The following is a 20,135-nucleotide window of genomic DNA, read 5'->3' on the forward strand; positions in this document are numbered from 1 at the left end:
GCATCGGAACGGCGCGCGAAGAGAATTCGGAACCGAGGACCTGCACGCCAGTTGTGTCCACCACGACGAAATCGTCGTAGACGGTTTGAAGCCCGTTACGAATTGCCCGCTTTATTCCTCAAAGCACGGAAAGGAGTCAGGCGCGGGACCCCTCCCGTGACTCACCCGTCGTGGTGGTCGTGCTGGTCAAGCGGTGCGGGGCTCGGCTAGAACCGGAGGGTGCTGCACGACCCGCTCACGGGGCTGCCCGGACACGCGTTGCTGCTCGACCGCCTGGAGCAGGCGCTCATCAGGGCGCGCACACGCGGCACGCTCATCACGTTCGTGCTGGTCAGCGGGCCGGGGGACGTGCTCGGCGCGGCCAGGCAGCTCAGGGGCGGCCTCAGGCCCGACTTCACGGTGGCGCGGTTCAACGACTCGACGCTGGCGGTGCTGGCGGAGCACGACTTCGGGGACGGCGCGCCCATCGCGGAGGTGGTCAGGCAGCTCGTCGGCGGCACGCCGACTGTGCACTGGGTGACGAGTGATGGGGACGCCGAGCCTGGCGACGTCATCCGGACAGCGCGAAAGCCCCCGGAACGGCACTGAGCCCCAGCGACACCGTCGTGTCGCTGGGGCTCAGTTTCTTACCGGAGGAGGGTGTTGCGGTCTAGCGGGTGTTGCGGAGGGGTGTTACAGCAGGCCGGACACGGTCTGGAAGACCTTTGCCGTGTCGAGCGAGGACAGCGCCGGGGCGTTGAACGGCAGCTGCGGCAGCGCGCGCTCGTCGGCCTGCGGGGCCAGGCCCTGGGTCGGGTTCAGGTTGAGACCCGAGAGGGAGGCCGGGCCGTCGACCGGGAGCGTCGGCAGCGAGCGCTCGGTCGGCAGGGCGGGCAGCTGGACCGGCACCGGCAGGGCCGGGGCGGTCACGGGCAGGGACGGCAGCGAACGCTCGGTGGCGCCGGCCGGGACCAGGTCCTTGGCACCGTCGAGCAGCTGGCCGAGCGGCAGGCCCTGGACGTTCGGGGACAGGCTCGCGAGGCCACCGTTGACCGGCAGGTTGGTGCGCTCCTGCGCCACGCCGGGCAGGCCCTGGGTGGGCAGCTGGCCGGTCAGCGACGCGAGGTCAGCCGGGTTCGGGAACTGGTTGACCGGCAGCTTGCTGTCGAGGCCGTGGAAGGTCGGAACCTGGTTGGCCTTCAGCAGGCTGTCGACGCCCTTGGGGAGCTCGAGGCCCTTGAGCTGCGCGGCGCGCAGGGTGCCGTCGGTGTCCTCGCCGGTGAGCTGCGTGTCGTCGCTCGTGCCCAGCGTGGTCGCCTGGCCGACGACCTCGACGGGGATGCGCGCGACCTTGGCCGCCGCCTCGACCGGAACGGTCATCTCGCGGGCGGTCAGCGGGCCGGAGCCCTCGGTCAGCATCTCTCCACCGGCGGAGGTGTACGACGACTTGTCGGTGACGGTCGTCGCGTTGCCCGCAGCCGCGACCGCGTCCGCGTACACGCCGGCGAAGGCGTTGGCGGGGACGTGGATCAGGTTGCCGGAGACCGAGGCGTCCTCAGCCGTGGCGTAGCTGTCGGCACCCGAGATGACGTTGGTGTCGGACACCACGTCGGAGTTGGTGATGCCCGCCGCGGCGACCGAGTTGCCCGGGACGGCCGGGAGGACGGCCGGCTGCGCGCCGATCAGGTTGCCGGAGACGGCACCGCCGTCGCCCTTGCTGTTGACGTCGCCACCGGCGACGGACGACAGGGCGTTGGTGGAGAACGCGTCGACGTTGCTGCCGCCGCCGACCGACCAGCCGAGCACCTGCGTGCCGGTGGCGACCGGAGCCGACACGACGTTGCCCGCGATGGAGCCCTGCTCACCGGTGGTGAGCGCGTCGCCGCCGGCCTTCATGTCGGTGGCGTTGTCACCGGTGGTCTTGTTGTTGCCGACCAGGGTGGCACCGTCGGCGAAGACCTGGGCCGGCGTCGAGGTCGGGACCTGGACGATGTTGCCGGAGACCGAGGACTTCTTGCCGTAGGCCTTCGGGTCCTTGCCCGCGATGACCGTGGTGTCGTTCGCCGTGTCGGACGTGGTGTTGCCCACCAGGCCGGCGGTGACGGCGAAGACCTGCGGCGCGACGGCCGTGGGGGCGGTCACGATGTTGCTGGAGACCGTGCCGTGGTCGTCCTGCGTGTTCGGCTGACCGCTGGAACGCACCAGCTTGGTCTCGTCGGCCGAGCCGGCCGCCTGGCCACCGAGCGCGGCGGCGAGGCCGTAGACCTCGGCCGGAGCGGCGACGGGGGTCTGCGCGATGTTGCCGGAGATGACCGAGTCGTTGCCGGTCGTGCCCTGGTAACCGTTGGTCGTCGACTTGACGTCGTTCTCGCAGGTGCCGACCGACTGGCCCGCGAGGGTGGCGCCGTTGCCGCACACGTCCACGGCCGTGGCCGGGGGAACGTCGGCGATGTTGCCGGACAGGACCGACTTGTCGGCCTGCGTGTAGGTCTCGCCACCGGCGTTCGAGGTCGCCTGGTTCGCGTGGTCGGTGAGGGCGTTGCCCACGAGGGACGCGCCGTTGCCACCCGCGGCGGCGGGGAGCGAGATCGGTGCGCCGGCGACGTTGCCCGACGCGGTCGAGCCGGTGCCGCTGGTGTGCTTGGTGCCACCGGCGTTCGACCAGTTCGAGGTGTCGCTGACGGCACCCGAGTTGCCACCGACGGCGGCCGCGTTGTCGTCGACCGTGATCGGGCCGGCGAGGGCGGGCTCGACGATGTTGCCGGCCAGCGTGGCCGGGTCGCCGTTGGTGTCGACGTCGCCACCGGCGATCGCGGTGCCGGTCTGCACCGAGTCGGTGCCGGAGTTGCCCGCACCCGCGGCGGAGTTGCCGTTGACCTCGGCCAGCGGGGCCAGCGGGATCGGCACGGCGTTGCCCGAGATCGAGCTGCTCTTGCCGCTCGTCCAGGTGTTGCCCTCGGAGGAGGCGAACGTGTCGGCGGTCGAGTTGGCCTGCGCGATGCCGGCCGCGCCCACACCGTTGCCGGTGAGCTGGACGGGGGTCGCACCCTGCTCGGCGATGACGTTGCCGGAGATGGCACCGCGGTCACCGTTGGTGGTGATGTCGCCGCCGGTCGTCGAGACCTGCTCGGCAGCCGTGTTGGTGGTGGCGTTGCCACCCGCCGCGATGGCGTTGCCCGTGATCTGGACCGGGAGGATGTGGTTGACGGCGACGACGTTGCCGGCCAGAGCCTGGCCCGCGCCATCCGTGACGATCGTGCCGTCGCGGTGCGTGTGCTGCGAGCAGTCGGCGGTCGCGTCGGTGTTCGCGAGGACCGCGATCGCGTTGCCGCAGATGTTGATCGGCACATCGACGTGCGCCTGGATCGTGTTGCCGCGGACGAGGTTCTGCAGCGGGGTGCCCTGCAGGCGCTCGCCGGCCTGACGGACCAGCGGGTTCGCGACGGGCGCAGCCGTGCGGGTGGGCACCGCGCTGGTGACGCGGTCCGTGCTGATCGTGCGGTCCACCTTGGGGACCGTGATCTCCTTGACCGGAGTGGCCAGCTTGTTCTGGTCGGCCTTGACCGGAACAGAGGCGGCGACGTCGACGGCCGGCGGGGCGGCGTCGGGGTCGACGTTCTCCTGGGCAGAAGCGATGCCCGTACCGAGCATCAGCAAACCACCAGTGACAAACGCGGTCTGAAGTCCGCGCTTTGCCCAGGTCTGCATTAGATCTCCTTATTTCCAGATTTCCCGTTCAGAAAAACGGGGGTTCATGGGAGGTGGGGCCGAGAAACGCGCAGGGGAAGGCGCGTTCTTTCACCGGGGGAGTCGCACGCGGTGATCGACCTGAAGGAGCGCAAGAAAAAAGCGCGTCGGTCGAATTCCGGACAGCCGTGGGGAGGAGGGCTGTCGCGGACCGCGCGCTGTGATCAGTCGGGGTTGATACCGGGCTGCTTGCCCGGCGTCACGGTGACCTCGTCGGTGGACGGCGCGAGAGCGCGCGTCGACGAGATGCCGTGAGCGTTGCCGGACGCAGCGAGAGCAGCGATCGCGCTGCCCTTTGCAGAGCCAGAACCGTCGTGGCACGAAGAGCACTGCACCGGCGCGGGGGCCGGGACGGGCAGCTTCGGCATCGGGTTGCCTGGCAGGGACGGACGCTGTTCGGACGGCACGACGAAGTCGTTGTGCTCCAACAGATCCGTCCAGGACGCACCAGAAGGTGCGGTGTACTGCGAGACCACCGGGTCCGCCGACTGCACGGCTTCGGTGGCGGGAGCCGGAGTCTCCGGGAACGTCACGTCGAGCATCCGCGCTTCGGCGGGCGCCTGCGTCTGACCGATCCTGGTGACCTGCGGCAGGATTCGCTCGGCGATCTGGTCGACCGCCTGCTTGACCTGCACGTCCGGCAGGGCGGCGCGAGCCTTCTCCTGCTCGGCGCGCAAGGTCTCGTCGATCTTGTGCACTGCCTTCGCAGCGGGAACGACGACGACCGGCAGCTTCTCGTCGCTGGACGCGACGACCTTGCTGACGATGTCGATCTGCTGCGTGTCAGCACCTTCGGCCGCGTGGGCCGACGTCGTGCCGAGCGCCCAGGCAACGGCCGTTCCCGCGATCGCCCCACCGACGGCGAGCAGCGCACGGGTGGCGAACCGGCGCATGCCGGACGCTCCCGTCTTCGCTCGCAGATCAGCGGAGAACAACGCAGGAAACCTCGCTACTCAGTGGCACTCAAGGGATTCGCCGACGATCATGCTGATCAAGTCGACGTCGGCGACTCTGCCAGTCCATCCACCCCGAATGCACGCTCTGAGCGCCCGGTTAACTACATCGTGTGAACGCCCCGCCTGAAATCACATGCGTTTCAGAACGCGTGCCGCGCCTGCCGCAGCGGTGGAAGCGAGCACCCATCCGACAGCCACGAGCACGGCCGCGACCCATTGCGACGCACCGGTGAACTGCCATTTCCCGTCCTGACCGAAGTCGATGATCGGGATCAACAGGTCGAGCGCGAGCAGGGCGGCGTTCCAGACCGGGTCCTCGTCCTTGTTGAGCCGGACCATCGGGTGCCAGTTGAACCACAGCGCGCCGACGAGCCAGAAGACCGCGAGCCAGCAGATCGCGAGCCACGGCCGGTACCCGTATCCGACGGTGAACCGCTGCACCGCGCCCCACACCCGCCCTGCCTTGCCGAGCTCCGAGTAACGGCGGCGCTGCTTCTCCAGCTGCACCTTCTGCGCGAGCTCCTCCTCGCCGCCCTGCTGGTAGACGGCGGCGAGCTGTTCGTACGGTCCGGGCGCGAAGTCCGGCTGCACCTTCAGCAACCACTTCAGCCGCGTCTGCACCGGAACTTCCGGGTCGGCGGTGATGCCGGCGAACTCGAAGTCGTCCACGGCGACGCCGCCCCTGGCGTCCCACAGCCCCGGCCCGTCGGTCACCGACACGGCCTTGAGGCGGCTCAGCACGACCTTGCCCTTGGGCTCCTGGCCCTCGGGGATGTGCAGCCGGAACTGGTGCACGGTGAGGCCGTAGGCGTTCAACGCGATGTCGGCGGCCGTCGAGCCGAGGTGCGAGTTGCTGAACGTGGCCATCTTGCCGACCTCGCCCAGCCGGATCCGCACGCCGCCGACGGCCGTGAACCCGCGGCTGCACAGCAGGTCCTTGCCGATCACGATGGCGCGGGCGTCGAGCGACGGCTTCTGCGTGCCGTTCGGACGCAGCCGCGGCAACGTCAGCTCGGCGCCGGACAGGTCGAGCGTGGAGCCGATGTTCGCGTTCTGCAGGCGGATCGAGCCCTTGGCCTTCAGCTCGCGCAGGAAGAGCGTGCCGCCGATCTGGAGGCGGTCGGCGAACAGGACGTCGATGCCCGGACCGTGCAACGAGACGCCGGACATGCTGGCGCTGCCCATGATCGTCGCGTTGGACAGCCGGACCTGCCCGTACGTCTGGAGCGCCGGGCAACGGCTGCCCGCGCCGTTGACCGCGCTGCGGGCCTCGACGTCGCCGCGCACCTGCATGCCGTCGGCGTGCACCGCGACGGGGATGCGGTTGGTGACGTCACCGGCGAGCTCCTCGGCGACCTCGCGCGGCCCGATCACCGCGCCGGACAGCCGCAGGTACCCGCCGACGCTCGCGTTGGGCAGCCGGACGGTGCCGGTGCTGGTGAAGCCGTCGTCGAGCTCGACGTTGCCCTCGACCCGGATGCGGTCGGCCACCAGCGTCGCGGCCTCGTCGGCCGACCCGTGCGGCAGGACCAGCACCTGGTTGTCGACGCGGTGGGTGGAGTTGAGGCGGGCGCCGGTGAACTCGACGTTGCCGCCGACCCGTGCGCCGTCGAAGAGGACGCGGCCGTCGGCGGTGAAGCGGCCGCCCTCGGCGTTGCAGAAGACGTTGCCGGCGACGACGAGCCCGGACGCGTCGAGCGCGTCCTTGCCGGTGTTGATCAGCCGGGCGCCGCCGAGGTGGACGCTGCCGCCGACGTTCGCGCCGCGCAGCCTGACCTCGCCTTGGGCGCGCATCGCGATGGCCTGCACGGAACCGCTGACGCGCAGCCGTGCGCCGAGCAGGGCGTGATGGGTGTTGGACCGCAGCACGGCGCCGGCGAGCCGGAGGGTGCCGTCGACGGCCGCGTCGGTGAGGTCGACGGTGCCGGTGCAGGTGAAGCCCGCTTCGAGGACCAGGTCGCTGAACACGCGGAGGTTGCGGCCCTGGAGTCCGGGAACGCGGGTGCCGCGGAGTCGCAGCCCGATCAGGCGCGCCATCCGGAGGTCGAGCGATTCCTCGAACGTGCAGTGGGTGAGGTCGATGACCCTCGTGACGCGCGTGCCCTCGAGTTCGAACTTGCCGGTGATTCGCGCGTTGCGGAGCCTCAGAGCGGGTAGTCCCTTGCGCGGAACGCGGTACATACCGGTCAACAGGCCGGTGAGCACCTCGCCGCGGGCGCTCTGTCCGGTCAGGTCGATCTCGGTGCCACCGGCGTAGGCCCCCGCGACTTGGCGCTCGACTTCGGTCAAGTCTTCCGGCTTGATCACTTCGTCCTCCCCTGACGAGTCGGATCATCCCTGGTGGAGTTCCGGCTTGGCGAGGGTCCGAACAGTTAAGTTGAGGTCCATGAGCACGCCGGAGTCGGAGATCAGCAACCGCGTTCCGAAGCTGCTGCGGGTGAGCGCGGCGCTGAGCTGGCGGTTCGTGGTGGTCGTCGCCGCGCTGTACGTCGTCGCGTACGCGTTCGGCTTCCTCGCGTCGATAGTGATCCCAGTCGCAATCGCCCTGCTGCTGGCGGCGCTGCTGTCGCCGGGGGTGACGAAGCTGGTCGAGTGGCGGGTGCCGCGCGGGGTCGCCACCACGGTGATGATGATCCTGGGCATCGGCGTGCTCGGCGGCGTGCTGACGTTCGTGATCAGCGAGTTCTCCCGCGGTCTGCCGGAGTTGCAGACCCAGGTGGCGGCGTCGCTCGACACCATCCAGAAGTGGCTGAAGGACGGGCCCGCGCACCTGTCGGACCAGCAGCTCCAGGGCTACGTCAACGACATCGTGAAGACGATCAAGGAGAACCAGGCGGAGATCACGTCCGGTGCTCTGACGACCGCCGCGACGCTGGGCGAGTTGCTGACCGGGTTGTTGCTGGCGCTGTTCACGCTGATCTTCTTCTTGCACGACGGGGACGGGATCTGGCGGTTCGTGACCCGTGCGGTGCCTCGTGACGTGCGTCAGCGTGTGGACGTTGCCGGACGTCGGGGCTTCGGGTCCCTCGTCTCCTACGTGCGTGCCACGGCTGTGGTCGCCATCGTGGACGCCGTCGGCGTCGGGATCGGGCTGGCGATCATCGGGGTGCCTTTGGTCGTGCCGCTTTCGGCGTTGGTGTTCCTCGGCGCGTTCATCCCCATTATCGGTGCGGTGTTCACGGGTGCCGTGGCCGTGTTGATCGCATTGGTGACCAACGGGCCTATCGCGGCTCTCGTCGTGTTGGCCGTGCTGATCGGTGTCATGCAGCTGGAGTCGCACGTGCTGCAGCCGTTGTTGTTGGGGCGCGCGGTCAAGCTGCACCCGCTGGCCGTGGTGCTGGCGATCGCCGGCGGGTTGGTGACCGGCGGGATCGCGGGCGCGTTGCTGGCCGTGCCGTTGCTGGCGGTGCTGAACTCCGGGATCCGGTCGCTGATATCCGATGCGGACGCGAACCAGGAGCCGGAGCAGGTGGACGTGCTGAACCCGCAGGACACGGCACCGAAGGACGACAAGAGCGAACGGGTCAAGGAGCTCTGACGGAACGACCTGAAGAGGACCGGGCGGGTGCCTGGTCCTCTTCACGTCGTTCCGGCTCGGGTCAGATCTTGCCCGCGAGCAGGTCGTTGTAGTTGATGCGGGACGACTTGTAGCTCGCCGCGGAGCCCTTCTCGGCGGAGCCGGGGGTCGGCACGAACTCGTTCCGGATCGGCAGGCCGTTGTCCGCGTTGACGGTCACCACGTGCGAACCGTCGGAGGACGGCAGCAGGGCCTTGCCCGCGGTGAGGGTCATGGCGGGCTGACCGTCGACGGCGGTCTTGGCGATGCTCACGTCCTGAAGCGTGGCGAGGAGCTTGAGCACGCCTTCGCGCACCTCGGCGTTGGCGGCACCCATGAACAGCGCGTACGTGGAGTTGTGCCACAGCGTGTTGTTGAGCCGGACCTCCAGCTCCTTGCCGGTCGGGCGTGGCTTGGCGGGCGGCATGGTCTTGCCGATCTTGCCGAGTTCCGCGGACGTCTTCTCGTAGTTCTCCTTCCAGATCTTGTCCGCTTCCGCGTCGCTCAGGCCGAGGCCGTAGCCGTTGCCCGCGGCCGTGATCATCGAGAACCTGGCCTTCTCGAGGTCGCCGGTCGCGGCCAGGCGGGCGGCCGCCAGCACGTTGGCGTCGTACTCGGTGGCCTGGTTCTGGCCCTTCCTGGCCGAGTCCGCCAGGCCCTGCACCGAGTCGCCGTGGACGTAGTCGCCCCTGTCCGAGTAGACCGTGTAGATGACGTACGGCGACCCGTCCGGCGCGGTCTTGGTGGTGACGACCAGGGACGCGTCACCGGTGGGTGCCCCGGCCGCCGCCGCCTTCACCTGGGACGCGAGCTTCACCAGCGGTGACTCGACGGTCTTCGGGGCCGGGGCCGGGGCCGGGGCCGCGACCGGGTCGCCGCCGGACGGCACGCCGCCGCCCGCCGAACCCATCACGATCGCGGTCGCGACGGCTGCCGCGCCGACCACTGCACCCCCGAACCGGGGCCAGGTGAACCAGCGCTTCGGTCGCACGACGGTCGCAGGTCCCGTCATCGACTCGTGCAGCGCGGCACGGGCGCGGTCGTAGGCCTGGGAGTCGGGGGAAGGCACGTCTCGGAGGTTCTTCATCAGATCCATCTCGTCCATGGGGTGTTCTTTCACGTTGTCGGTACTTGCAGCAGCGCGATCACCTCGGGCGAGTCGCGCAGTGCGACGCGCGCCTGGTGCAGCAGACGCCGGGCCGTGCCCGCCGGGATCTCGAGCACTCGCCCGGCCTCGGCCACGGTCAGGTCCTCCCAGGCCACCAGGCCCAGGACCTCGCGTTCGTCGGACTTGAGCCTGGCCAGTGCCGTGCGCAGCAACGCCTGCGTGTCCACTCGGGTCTCCACCGCGGGCCAGGGGTCCCATCCCCCCGCGTCGCCGTGCGCGATGTCCGACGCCGCCACCTCCGCCGGTGCGGAACGCCAGTACCGGCGCAGCCTGTTCAGCGCGACGCCGTACAACCACGGTCTGGCTTCGGGGTGCGAGGTGTCATAGCTCGCACGGGACTCGTAGGCCGCCACCCAGACATCACCGAGCACGTCCTCCGCGACCTGACGACCGACGCGGCGCGCCAGGTAGTTGCCGATCGCGGTCTCGTGGCGGCTGATCATCTCCACGAACGCGTTGGTGTCTCCTCGCAGCGATCTGCCGATCAGTTCCGCGTCTGACGACATGAAGCTCCTCGGGTCTCGCTTCGTTCTTCGACCCGTATTTGCCAACGCGCGCCAAAAGCGTTCAGACGCGTCAGGCCATCGACACGAGATTGCGGCCGTACGCCTTCGCCGCCAGCAACGCCGCGTCGGCCGCCACCAGCAGGTCCGGCAGCTCGTACCCGAACCGGATCGTCGTGGACACCCCGATGGACACGGTCAGCCCCTGCAGTTCGTGCGGCTTGCCGTCGTACGCCATCGTCGGCACCGTCAACGCCGCCACGGCCTTGCGCACGCGTTCCGCCACGGACTCGGCCTCGTCCGGCGTGGCCTCGGGCAGCAGCACGACGAACTCTTCACCGCCGAACCGCCCGACGAGGTCGCCACGACGAACCGTGCCGCGCAACAACAACGAGATCGCTGCCAGCGCGGCATCGCCCGCCAGGTGGCCGACCTCGTCGTTGACCCTCTTGAAGTGGTCGAGGTCCAGGAGCATCACGGCCATGGGGCGGGTGCGGCCGGAGCCCTTGGTCAGTTCGTAGCGGGCCCGGCTGTCCCAGTGGACGGCGTTGGCCAGGCCGGTCTTGGCGTCGCGCTGGGCCGAGCGGCGCCACTGGGGGAGTTGGGCCGCTCGTTCCAGCAACGCCAGGGGCGGGCCGGCGATCAGGGCGTGGATGGCGTTCGAGGCGGCGACGCAGCCCATGAGGCCACCGATCGACACGGCCACTATCCCCAGGACGGCGTCGATGGGTTCGCCGACGTTCTCCTCGAAGGTGGCGGTGGGGCGGCGGAGCTTCAGGCCGAACGCGATCAGGGCGGCCCGCAGGACCAGCAGGACGCTCGCGCCCAGGGTCATGACCAGCAGGTTGCCGTCCACGTCCACCCAGCCGAGGAGGTAGCGGGTGGCGAAGACGGCCAGGGTGGTGGCGCTCAGGGTGAAGAGCCAGCGGTGGGTTTCCGGGCGTTGGGCCAGCAGGCAGTGCAGGGCCGGGCCGAAGAGCAGCAGCACCATCAGGTTCGGCGGGAGGGCGAGGATTCCGGCCGTCAGATAGGAGAGGTGTGCGGCCCACGGGTTGCGCTCGGTCTCACCCAGGCGGTGGCTGTAGATGGAGCTGGCGATGATGACGGCGCCCGCGGTGCCGGCGATGGCGGCGAACCTGGCGATTTCGGAGGGTGACGGCGTTTCGGAAGAAACGATCGCGTAGGTGACGGTCGCGAGGGCGCACACGTCGATGAACAGCCAGTAGCAGAGCGCGGGCCGCCGCAGAGTCCACACCGGCCAATCGCGCACCCGCATCGCCCCTCCCCCGAACCCGGAGAGCGTCGCACATTCCTCCGTTCGGCAGAAGACGGCCACCTGGGGGTTAGCTGGCACACGTTCACCCGGCAGGATGGTGGCTGAAAGGAGCACAGCGTGCCCAAAGAGCCTGCCGAACGTGTGACGAAGGTGATCGACGACCCGGCCACGCCCCTGTGGCGCGGGGTGATTGCGCTACGCATAGTCACATTCCTCTTCGCGACGGCGAACGTCCTCGCGAACCAGCACGACTACGTGCGGCCGTGGCTCGCGTGGACGACGCTCGGGGTGATGGCGCTGTGGTCCGGGTTCACGAGCCGCGCGTACAGCACGACGTGGGGCAGGCGGTGGCCGCTGGTGCTGACCGACCTGGTCCTGACCTGCGGCCTCATGGCGCTGTCCCAGCTGATCATGACCGACCACCAGCTGCTGACCCTGAACGTCCCGCTGATCACGACGATCTGGGCGTGCGTTCCGGCGGTCGCGCTGGGGGCGCTGGGCGGGGCCTACGCGGGCCTGGCGGGCGGGCTGGTCGTCGGCCTCTCCACCTATCTGACGAAGGGCGTGCCGAGCCTCGACCTGCTGCGCGACGTCGTGCTGCTGGCCGGTGCGGGCATGGTCGTCGGCATGGCCTCCGCGACGGCACGCCGGTCAGCCGTCCTCCTCGCCCAGGCGTTGCGAGCCGAAGCCGCCACGGCCGAACGCGAGCGGCTCGCCCGGTCGATCCACGACAGCGTGCTCCAGGTCCTCGCCCGAGTGCGCAAACGCGGGCTCGAGGTCGGCGGCGAGGCGGCCGAGCTGGCCAAGATGGCCGGCGAACAAGAGGTGGCGCTCAGGAATTTAGTGGCGGCCGCGCCGGTGGACTCCACAGTGGACGGCGACATCGATCTGCGGCCCGGCCTCCAGATGCTCGCCACGCCGCGGATCCAGGTCTCGACGCCCGCGACGCAGGTGATGTTCGCGTCGGCGTCGGCGGCTGAGCTGACGTCGCTGGTCCGGGAGGCGCTGTCCAACGTGGACAAGCACGCCGGCGAGGACGCACGGGCGTGGGTGCTGCTCGAAGACCTCGGCGAGGAGATCGTGCTCAGCGTCAGGGACGATGGTCCCGGCATCCCGGAAGGCCGGATCGCGCTGGCCGCCAGGGAAGGCAGGATGGGGATCGCGAAGTCGATCAAAGGCCGGGTGGAGTCGCTCGGCGGCACGCTCGAGCTCCAGACCGGCCCGGGGGAGGGCACGGAGTGGGAGGTGCGGGTGTTCAGGAAGGGGGCGGCAAGATGACGGTCTCGGTGATGGTCGTGGACGACCACCCGATGTGGCGCGAGGGCGTGGCTCGCGACCTGCAGGAACGCGGCTTCGAGATAGTCGCGACGGCGGGCGACGCGCCCTCGGCGGTGCGCATCGCGAAGGCCGTGCGTCCCAACGTGGTTCTGATGGACCTCAACCTCGGCGAGCTGTCCGGCGTCGACGCCACCGCGATGATCACCAGCGAGCTGCCGGAGACGCGCGTGCTGGTGCTGTCCGCGTCCGGCGAGCACGACGACGTCCTCCAGGCCGTGAAGGCCGGTGCGTCGGGCTACCTCGTGAAGTCGGCGTCGTCGGAGGAACTGGTCGAGGCCGTGTCCCGCACGGCCGCGGGTGACGCGGTGTTCACCGCCGGCCTCGCGGGCCTGGTCCTGGGCGAGTACCGGCGGATGGCCGCCGCCCCGGACGACTCCGAGGAGAAGCCTCAGCTCACCGACCGGGAGACCGAGGTGCTGCGGCTCGTCGCCAAGGGACTCACCGCACGACAGATCGCGAACCGCCTGGTCATCTCCCACCGCACGGTCGAGAACCACGTCCAGTCGACTTTGCGGAAACTTCAACTGCACAACCGGGTGGAGCTCGCGCGTTATGCCATCGAGCACGGTCTCGACGCCGAACCGGAGGCAGAGAAATGACAGACCCGAGAGACTTACGCGTGTCCGACGCGGAACGTGAGCACGTCGTCAGCCTGCTGAACAAGGCGGTGGGCCGCGGCATGATCACGCTGGACGAGTTCACCGTCCGCACGGACACCGCTCTCGCCGCGAAGACCAGGGCGGACCTCAACTCCGTGCTGGTCGACCTGCCGGGCATGGTCAACAACGAGCTGGCCCACGCCCGCACGGAACTCAAGAACACGATGAGCACCACGACCCGCAAGGGCCACTGGGTCGTGCCGCAGGAGCTCGTCATCCGCAACACCCTCGGCACCACCAACCTCGACTTCACCGCCGCCGAGGTGCCGCCGATCGTGAACGTCGACCTCGACGTCTCGCTCGGCACGGTGAAGATGCTGCTGCCGGCCGGGTCGTCGGTGAACTTCGACGCCGTGGAGATCACCGCGGGCGAACTGAAGGACAAGGTCCGCAACACCGTGGGCAACCCGCACTTCCAGCTCAAGGGCGCGGTCAGGGGCGGCACGGTGGTGATCAAGCGCTCCAAGCGCTGATCTGCGTTCATCCATTCCGGTGACGACGTGTAGCGATTCAAGTGGAATCGGCGATTTCCTCGTAGCTGTCGTCGGCTCACTGGGGTGGAAATGGCACGTCGCACCGGCATCTTCGTCCAGATGCAGCGGGACTTCGCCCGTCAGCAACGTGAGCGCCAGCGTGCTGAGGCCGCCTACGTGCGGCAACAGCAGCAGGCCCATCGCGAGGCGCTGCGCACCGCCGCGGCCGAGCGCCGTTACGCCGAACAGCTGGCCAAGGCAGACGCGCGCGCCCGCACTGAGATGGAGAAGCAGCGGAAGCTGGCACACGTCGAGTCGCAGCAGGCTCTCGTGGACCAGTACAACGCTGACCTGACGGCCACAGTTGCAGAGATGGAGAGCCTGCTCGCCGCCACGCTCGAAGTCGACGACTACGTCGACTTCGAGTCGTTGAAGCGGACCACCGTTCACCCTCCGTTCCAACCAGGTGCGCTCGCCCAGGCAGTCGCCCGTCCAGTGATGGAACGTCTTCCAGCCCGGCCGGTGTTCGAGCAGTTCGCACCGCAGGCACCGACCGGGTTGAGCAAGTTGTTCAGCGGTAAGTCGTACGAACGCGACCTCGCTGGGGCACAGCGGCAGTTCGCCTTCGCGGATCAGCAGTGGCAGCAGCACGTGGCGGCTGCACAGCAACGGCAAGCCCAAGCTGACCATCAGCACAAACTCGCCGAGCAGGAACGACTGGCCAGGCTCGCGGCCGCGGAGCAGGCGTACCAGGCGGAGTGCCAGGCGAGGGTTCAGAAGACGGACGAGCACAACGCCGAGGTCGACGGGTTCGCCGAGGCGTTTCGAGCCGGCGAACCACAGGCAATCGTCGACTACTTCACGCTGGTGCTTGCGAACTCCGACTACCCGGACTCGTTCCCACAGCGCTACCGGATCGCCTACGTTCCGGAGTCGAAGCAACTGGTCATCGAGTACGAACTGCCCACGATCGACTGCGTTCCTACCGAACGCGAGTTTCGCTACGTCAAGTCGAAAGACGAGATCACGTCGGTCGCTCGCCCTGCCAAGGACATCAAGGTCCTCTACGCGAGCATCGTCGCGCAGGTGACGCTTCGGACGGTTCACGAGGTCTTCGAGGCCGACCGGCTCAAGATGATCGACAGCCTGGTCTTCAACGCCGTGGTGTCGACGATCGACAAAGGCACCGGCAACGAGATCAGCCCGTGCCTCGTCACTCTTCGCACGACGAATGACGTCTTCGACGGTTTCAACCTGCACATGGTGGAGCCACTCGAGTGCCTCAACCGCCTCAACGCAGCTGTGTCGAAGAAGCCCGACGAGCTCGCTCCGGTCCGGCCGGTCCTCGAGTTCGACATGGTGGACAAGCGCTTCATCGAGGAGACCGACGTGCTGTCCAGCCTCGATTCACGTCCTAACCTGCTTGAGCTGTCGCCGACCGAATTCGAGAGTCTCATCCAGAACCTCTTCGCCAAGATGGGCCTTGACACCAAGCAGACCAGGCCGTCACGGGATGGTGGGGTCGACTGCGTCGCGTTCGACCCTCGGCCGATCTTCGGCGGCAAGGTCGTCATCCAGGCCAAGCGATACCGCAACACCGTCGATGTGTCCGCGGTCCGCGACCTCTACGGCACCCTTCAGAACGAGGGCGCTTCCAAGGGCATCCTGGTCACGACGTCTGGGTACGGGAAGGCCAGTTTCGAGTTCGCTTCGGGCAAGCCGCTCGAACTGATTGACGGAGCCAACCTGCTGTACCTGCTCGCAGAGCACGCGGACCTGCAAGCCAAGATCGTCGCTCCGGAAAAGTGATCGGGCGCTGATCTGCGGCGGGGCGCGCGAACCCGCAGGATCGAGGCATGCGGTGTCTCGTGACCGGCGCGACCGGGTACCTCGGCGGACGACTCGTGCCCAGGCTGTTGGCCGAAGGGCACGAGGTCCGCTGCCTGGTGCGGTCGCCGGAGAAGCTGCGCGACGTGCCGTGGGCGGCTGACGTCGAGATCGTGCGCGGCGACGTGCTCGGTGACCTCGACGAGGCCATGCGCGGCATCGACGTCGTCCACTACCTCGTGCACTCGTTGCACTCGAAGGACTTCGCGGACGCTGACCGCAAGGCCGCCGAGAACACGGCGCGGGCCGCCGAACGCGCCGGCGTGCGCCGGATCGTCTACCTGGGCGGACTGCACCCCGAAGGCGTCGAGCTGTCGCCCCACCTCGCGTCCCGCAAGGAGGTCGGCGAGGTCTTCCTGCGGTCGGGCGTCCAGGCCGTGGTGCTACAGGCGGCGGTGATCATCGGGTCCGGGTCGGCGAGCTTCGAGATGCTGCGGTACCTGACCGAACGGCTGCCGGTCATGGTCACGCCTCGCTGGGTGCACAACCGGATCCAGCCGATCGCCGTGCGGGACGTGCTGCGCTACCTGGTGGACGCCACGACCCTCGAAGACCAGAACCGCACGTTCGACATCGGCGGCCCGGACGTCCTCACCTACCTCCAGATGATGCTGCGGTACGCCCAGGTCGCGGGCCTGCCCAGAAGGCGCGTCCTCCCCGTGCCGGTGCTGACGCCGGGGTTGTCGTCGCACTGGGTCAACGTCGTCACGCCGGTGCCGAAGTCGATCGCGCGGCCGTTGATCGAGTCGCTGGTGCACGAGGTGGTGTGCCACGAGAACGACGTCGAGACGCTGCTGCCCGGCGAGAACATCGGCTACGACAAGGCCGTGGCGCTGGCCCTCGACAAGATCCGTGACGCCGACGTCGAGACGCGCTGGTCAGGGGCATCGACGCCGGGTGCGCCGAGTGAGCCGCTGCCGAGCGACCCCGACTGGTCCGGCGGGTCCGTCTACGTCGACGAACGCGAGCGGAAGACGCGGGCCACCCCCGAACGGCTGTGGGAGGTCGTCGAGGGCATCGGCGGCGAACGCGGCTGGTACTCGTTCCCGCTGGCCTGGGCCGTGCGCGGGTGGATGGACCGGGCCGTCGGCGGGGTCGGGTTGCGGCGAGGCAGGCGTGACGCGAACCGGCTCAACACCGGCGAGGCGCTCGACTGGTGGCGCGTCGAAGAGATCGACCGCGGGCAGTTGCTGCGGCTGCGGGCCGAGATGAAGGTGCCCGGGAAGGCCTGGCTGGAGCTTCGAGTGGCGGGCGACGGGACAGGCGGGTCCACTTACCGCCAACGTGCCGTGTTCGTACCCAAAGGGCTCGCCGGCCACCTCTACTGGGCGGCCGTCTACCCCTTCCACGGCATCGTGTTCGGCGGCATGGTGCGCAACATCGCCAATGAAGCTGAGCTGCACAAGAACTTCAGAAAGTCCTGATGGACTGCACAAGCAGCAAAGGGTGAGACTTCCCGCATGAAGGCTCTCGTCAAGGTCGCCGCTGGGCCTGGACTCGAACTGACCGACGTCCCCGACCCCACCCCGGGTCCCACGGACGTGCTGGTCAAGGTGTTGCGCACCGGCATCTGCGGCACCGATCTGCACATCGACTCGTGGGACGACTGGGCCGCGGCCAACATCAAGGCGCCGCTGGTCCTCGGGCACGAGTTCGTCGGCGAGGTGGTCGAGGTCGGCGCCTCGGTCACCGGCGTCAAAGTCGGCGACCTGGTCAGCGGCGAGGGCCACCTCGTCTGCGGGACCTGCCGCAACTGCAAGGCCGGCCGACGGCACCTCTGCGCCAACACGCGCGGCCTCGGCGTGCACTCCAACGGCGCGTTCGCGCAGTACGTCGTGCTGCCCGAGCAGAACGCCTGGGTGCACCGCACGCAGGTCGACCTGGACGTCGCCGCGATCTTCGACCCGTTCGGCAACGCCGTGCACACCGCGTTGTCGTTCCCGGTCATCGGCGAGGACGTGATCATCACGGGCGCCGGCCCGATCGGCATCATGGCCGCCGCCGTCGCCAAGCACGCGGGCGCGCGCAACGTCGTCATCACCGACATCTCCGAGCACCGCCTGGAGCTGGCCCGCAAGGTCGGCGTGGATCTGGCGGTGAACGTCTCCGAGAAGACGATCGCCGACGCCCAGCGCGAGCTCGGCATGGCCGAGGGGTTCGACATCGGCATGGAGATGTCCGGCAAGCCCGTGGCGATGCGCGACATGATCGCGAACATGGCCCACGGCGGCCGCATCGCGATGCTCGGACTCCCGTCGGACGAGTTCGCCGTCGACTGGAGCAGCGTCGTGCTGAAGATGCTGCACATCAAGGGGATCTACGGCCGCGAGATGTTCGAGACCTGGTACTCGATGACCGTGCTGCTCCAGCGCGGCCTCGACCTCGCACCGGTCATCACGCACCGGTACGACCACACGCAGCACGCGGAGGCGTTCGCCACCGCGCGCGAAGGCAAGTGCGGCAAGGTCATTCTCGACTGGACGGGAGCCTGATGTACGGCGAGCTGAAGACCGACCTCCTCAAGACCATCGAGGAGATCAGGGAGGCCGGGCTCTACAAGTCCGAACGCGTCATCGCCACCCCGCAGAACGCCAGCGTCAGGGTCGGCTCCGGCGACGACGTGCTCAACTTCTGCGCCAACAACTACCTCGGCCTCGCCGACCACCCGACGTTGATCGAGGCCGCCAAGAAGGCCCTCGACGACTGGGGCTTCGGCATGGCCTCGGTGCGGTTCATCTGCGGCACCCAGGAACCCCACAAGGAACTGGAGCGCAAGCTCAGCGAGTTCCTCGGCACCGAGGACACGATCCTCTACAGCTCCTGCTTCGACGCCAACGGCGGCCTCTTCGAGACGCTGCTCGGCGCCGAGGACGCGATCATCTCCGACGAGCTGAACCACGCCTCGATCATCGACGGCGTGCGCCTCTCGAAGGCTCGTCGGTTCCGCTACAAGAACCGCGACATGGACGACCTGGAGCGCCAGCTCAAGGACGCCTCCGACGCCCGCTACCGCCTGATCGCGACGGACGGCGTCTTCTCCATGGACGGCTACCTGGCGCCGTTGGACGAGATCTGCGACCTGGCCGAGCGCTACAACGCCCTGGTCATGGTCGACGACTCGCACGCCGTCGGCTTCACCGGCCCGACCGGCCGCGGCACCCCGGAACTGTTCGGCGTGCAGGACCGAGTCGACATCGTCACGGGCACCCTGGGCAAGGCGCTGGGCGGCGCGTCCGGCGGCTACACCTCGGGCCGCGCCGAGATCATCGAACTGCTGCGCCAGCGTTCCCGCCCGTACCTCTTCTCGAACTCGCTCGCGCCGTCCATCACGGCGGCCGCCATCGCGACCCTCGACCTGCTGTCGTCGTCGACCGAGTTGCTCACGCAGTTGAGGTCCAACACCGAGCTGTTCCGGCGGCGGATGACCGAGGCCGGCTTCGACCTGCTGCCGGGCGAGCACCCGATCATCCCCGTGATGATCGGCGACGCGGCGGAGGCAGCCAGGCTGGCTGACCTGTTGCTGGAGCAGGGCGTGTACGTGATCGGGTTCTCGTACCCGGTCGTGCCGCACGGCAAGGCACGTATTCGCACGCAGATGTCGGCTTCACACACGACCGAGGACGTTAACCGCGCTGTCGACGCGTTTATCGCCGCCCGCGCAAAGATGTAAACATCGGACTTGTACCGGCTCCAAAAACTACTTCCTTCGGGGATATTCGGAAGGAAACAATGGAGCCGGTACAGGTCCAGCCCTACTTTCGTTCCCATGCCAAGACGAAAGTCCAGCGTGGTGGGCCGCGAGTTCGGCGAGGGCGTTCGCAGCATCATCGAGCGAAGCGGGATGACCCACCGCAGGCTCGCCGAGAAGATGGGCTGGGACGAAGCCAAGCTCTCCGACATGGTCCGCGGCAAAGGTGGCGTGACCGAAGCGGAACTCACGCTGCTCCTGGGTTTCTGCGAAGCCACGCCGCTGGAGATCCAGTACCTCGTCGCTCTCTTCCGTGAGACGCGAGAGAGCGCCTACCTGAGGTTCTCCGACGAGCTGGACCAACTGCCCGTCCTGCTCAACCAGGAGCGACTCGCCAACGAGATCACCGTCTGGTCGCTGAGCCTGATACCCGGACATCTACAAACGACCGACTACATGCGCGCGATCATCGCAGGGGCAGCGCAGGATGAGTCGGTCGACTACGAGAAGGTAATCGAAGCGAAGCTCGAACGCCACAAGCTCTTCCACTGGAGTCGCACGTTCGTGTTCTACATTCACGAACAGGCGCTGCGACTACCGGTCGGCGGGCCGGATGTGATGAAAGATCAGTACATCCACCTGCTGGGAATGATGGAGCGCCCCTACATCACCCTGCGGGTCGTGCCGACAGCCATCGGCGCGTATGCCGGCACCACTGGTTCGTTCATCCAGCTCGGCTATGAGAAGTTCGAGTCGGTCGTCTTTCTCGAAGGCGAGAGCTCTGGGCTGTTCATCGAAGAACCCAAGCCGCTCGCGAGGTACTCCAGGGTGCTGAAGTTGCTCGACGTTCAAGCCCTTGGTCCGGAAGAATCGAAGGGGCTGATCAACGGCATCCTGTTCTGAGG

16 protein-coding genes are annotated in these 20,135 nt (G+C 68.4%); 10 read left to right on the top strand and 6 right to left on the bottom strand.

The window, feature by feature from the left end:
* Window positions 1–219 precede the first annotated feature (219 nt).
* Window positions 220–588, top strand: a complete 369-nt coding sequence (locus tag ACFWNN_RS19360; protein WP_382441287.1) for a hypothetical protein — start codon at window positions 220–222, stop codon at window positions 586–588.
* A gap of 84 nt (window positions 589–672) precedes the next feature.
* Here ACFWNN_RS19360 and ACFWNN_RS19365 read toward each other — a convergent pair whose 3' ends face one another.
* From ACFWNN_RS19365 to ACFWNN_RS19375, 3 genes are all read right to left on the bottom strand, one after another.
* Window positions 673–3,687 carry a beta strand repeat-containing protein gene (locus tag ACFWNN_RS19365; protein ID WP_382441288.1) on the bottom strand — a complete coding sequence of 1,005 codons (3,015 nt, stop codon included), beginning with the start codon at window positions 3,685–3,687 and terminating at the stop codon, window positions 673–675.
* 203 nt (window positions 3,688–3,890) lie between these two features.
* Entirely contained in the window at window positions 3,891–4,619 is a 729-nt protein-coding gene (locus tag ACFWNN_RS19370) for a hypothetical protein (protein WP_382441289.1), read from the bottom strand.
* A gap of 192 nt (window positions 4,620–4,811) precedes the next feature.
* Window positions 4,812–6,989, bottom strand: coding sequence for a hypothetical protein (locus ACFWNN_RS19375; RefSeq protein WP_382441290.1), 2,178 nt, complete (start codon window positions 6,987–6,989; stop codon window positions 4,812–4,814).
* A gap of 79 nt (window positions 6,990–7,068) precedes the next feature.
* Between ACFWNN_RS19375 and ACFWNN_RS19380 the strand changes: the two genes are divergently transcribed.
* Entirely contained in the window at window positions 7,069–8,220 is a 1,152-nt protein-coding gene (locus tag ACFWNN_RS19380) for an AI-2E family transporter (RefSeq protein ID WP_382441291.1), read from the top strand.
* A gap of 61 nt (window positions 8,221–8,281) precedes the next feature.
* Here ACFWNN_RS19380 and ACFWNN_RS19385 read toward each other — a convergent pair whose 3' ends face one another.
* From ACFWNN_RS19385 to ACFWNN_RS19395, 3 genes are all read right to left on the bottom strand, one after another.
* Window positions 8,282–9,325: a hypothetical protein gene (locus ACFWNN_RS19385; protein WP_382441292.1), complete on the bottom strand. Its 1,044-nt coding sequence runs from the start codon at window positions 9,323–9,325 to the stop codon at window positions 8,282–8,284.
* Window positions 9,326–9,354: 29 nt separating this feature from the next.
* Window positions 9,355–9,912 (bottom strand): RNA polymerase sigma factor, encoded by a 558-nt coding sequence (locus tag ACFWNN_RS19390; protein WP_382441293.1) that lies wholly within the window; start codon window positions 9,910–9,912, stop codon window positions 9,355–9,357.
* Window positions 9,913–9,982: 70 nt separating this feature from the next.
* The gene (locus ACFWNN_RS19395) at window positions 9,983–11,185 is read right to left on the bottom strand and encodes a diguanylate cyclase (RefSeq protein WP_382441294.1); all 1,203 of its coding nucleotides are present in this window, start codon (window positions 11,183–11,185) and stop codon (window positions 9,983–9,985) included.
* Window positions 11,186–11,302: 117 nt separating this feature from the next.
* On the opposite strand from ACFWNN_RS19395, the gene macS reads away from it, so the two are divergent.
* The 8 genes from macS (at window position 11,303) to ACFWNN_RS19435 (ending at window position 20,133) form a co-directional block, all read left to right on the top strand.
* Window positions 11,303–12,463 carry a MacS family sensor histidine kinase gene (macS, locus tag ACFWNN_RS19400; protein ID WP_382441295.1) on the top strand — a complete coding sequence of 387 codons (1,161 nt, stop codon included), beginning with the start codon at window positions 11,303–11,305 and terminating at the stop codon, window positions 12,461–12,463.
* Window positions 12,460–13,122, top strand: coding sequence for a response regulator transcription factor (locus tag ACFWNN_RS19405; RefSeq protein WP_382432622.1), 663 nt, complete (start codon window positions 12,460–12,462; stop codon window positions 13,120–13,122). The genes macS and ACFWNN_RS19405 overlap by 4 nt, the downstream gene beginning before the upstream one ends.
* A 20-nt stretch (window positions 13,123–13,142) precedes the next feature.
* The gene (locus tag ACFWNN_RS19410; protein ID WP_382441296.1) at window positions 13,143–13,655 is read left to right on the top strand and encodes a DUF1707 domain-containing protein; all 513 of its coding nucleotides are present in this window, start codon (window positions 13,143–13,145) and stop codon (window positions 13,653–13,655) included.
* Window positions 13,656–13,745: 90 nt separating this feature from the next.
* Window positions 13,746–15,464: a restriction endonuclease gene (locus ACFWNN_RS19415; protein WP_382441297.1), complete on the top strand. Its 1,719-nt coding sequence runs from the start codon at window positions 13,746–13,748 to the stop codon at window positions 15,462–15,464.
* Window positions 15,465–15,511: 47 nt separating this feature from the next.
* Window positions 15,512–16,966 (top strand): SDR family oxidoreductase, encoded by a 1,455-nt coding sequence (locus ACFWNN_RS19420; protein ID WP_382441298.1) that lies wholly within the window; start codon window positions 15,512–15,514, stop codon window positions 16,964–16,966.
* A 36-nt stretch (window positions 16,967–17,002) separates the two neighbouring features.
* Window positions 17,003–18,034: an L-threonine 3-dehydrogenase gene (gene tdh / locus ACFWNN_RS19425; protein ID WP_382441299.1), complete on the top strand. Its 1,032-nt coding sequence runs from the start codon at window positions 17,003–17,005 to the stop codon at window positions 18,032–18,034.
* Window positions 18,034–19,212, top strand: a complete 1,179-nt coding sequence (locus ACFWNN_RS19430) for a glycine C-acetyltransferase (RefSeq protein ID WP_382441300.1) — start codon at window positions 18,034–18,036, stop codon at window positions 19,210–19,212. Before tdh ends, ACFWNN_RS19430 begins: the two co-directional genes overlap by 1 nt.
* Before the next feature lie 96 nt (window positions 19,213–19,308).
* Window positions 19,309–20,133, top strand: coding sequence for a helix-turn-helix domain-containing protein (locus ACFWNN_RS19435; protein ID WP_382441301.1), 825 nt, complete (start codon window positions 19,309–19,311; stop codon window positions 20,131–20,133).
* Window positions 20,134–20,135: the final 2 nt, after the last annotated feature.

It is taken from the genome of Lentzea sp. NPDC058450, from assembly GCF_042721395.1.
In the GTDB taxonomy this organism is placed as follows: Bacteria; Actinomycetota; Actinomycetes; order Mycobacteriales; family Pseudonocardiaceae; genus Lentzea.

Bases quoted from the DNA above. Each gene is read 5' to 3' on its own strand.
- ACFWNN_RS19365 (WP_382441288.1), bottom strand. From the start codon at position 3,687: ATGCAGACCTGGGCAAAGCGCGGACTTCAGACCGCGTTTGTCACTGGT.
- ACFWNN_RS19370 (WP_382441289.1), bottom strand. From the start codon at position 4,619: ATGCGCCGGTTCGCCACCCGTGCGCTGCTCGCCGTCGGTGGGGCGATC.
- ACFWNN_RS19380 (WP_382441291.1), top strand. From the start codon at position 7,069: ATGAGCACGCCGGAGTCGGAGATCAGCAACCGCGTTCCGAAGCTGCTG.
- ACFWNN_RS19385 (WP_382441292.1), bottom strand. From the start codon at position 9,325: ATGAAGAACCTCCGAGACGTGCCTTCCCCCGACTCCCAGGCCTACGAC.
- ACFWNN_RS19390 (WP_382441293.1), bottom strand. From the start codon at position 9,912: ATGTCGTCAGACGCGGAACTGATCGGCAGATCGCTGCGAGGAGACACC.
- ACFWNN_RS19395 (WP_382441294.1), bottom strand. From the start codon at position 11,185: ATGCGGGTGCGCGATTGGCCGGTGTGGACTCTGCGGCGGCCCGCGCTC.
- ACFWNN_RS19405 (WP_382432622.1), top strand. From the start codon at position 12,460: ATGACGGTCTCGGTGATGGTCGTGGACGACCACCCGATGTGGCGCGAG.
- ACFWNN_RS19415 (WP_382441297.1), top strand. From the start codon at position 13,746: ATGGCACGTCGCACCGGCATCTTCGTCCAGATGCAGCGGGACTTCGCC.
- ACFWNN_RS19420 (WP_382441298.1), top strand. From the start codon at position 15,512: ATGCGGTGTCTCGTGACCGGCGCGACCGGGTACCTCGGCGGACGACTC.
- tdh (WP_382441299.1), top strand. From the start codon at position 17,003: ATGAAGGCTCTCGTCAAGGTCGCCGCTGGGCCTGGACTCGAACTGACC.
- ACFWNN_RS19430 (WP_382441300.1), top strand. From the start codon at position 18,034: ATGTACGGCGAGCTGAAGACCGACCTCCTCAAGACCATCGAGGAGATC.
- ACFWNN_RS19435 (WP_382441301.1), top strand. From the start codon at position 19,309: ATGCCAAGACGAAAGTCCAGCGTGGTGGGCCGCGAGTTCGGCGAGGGC.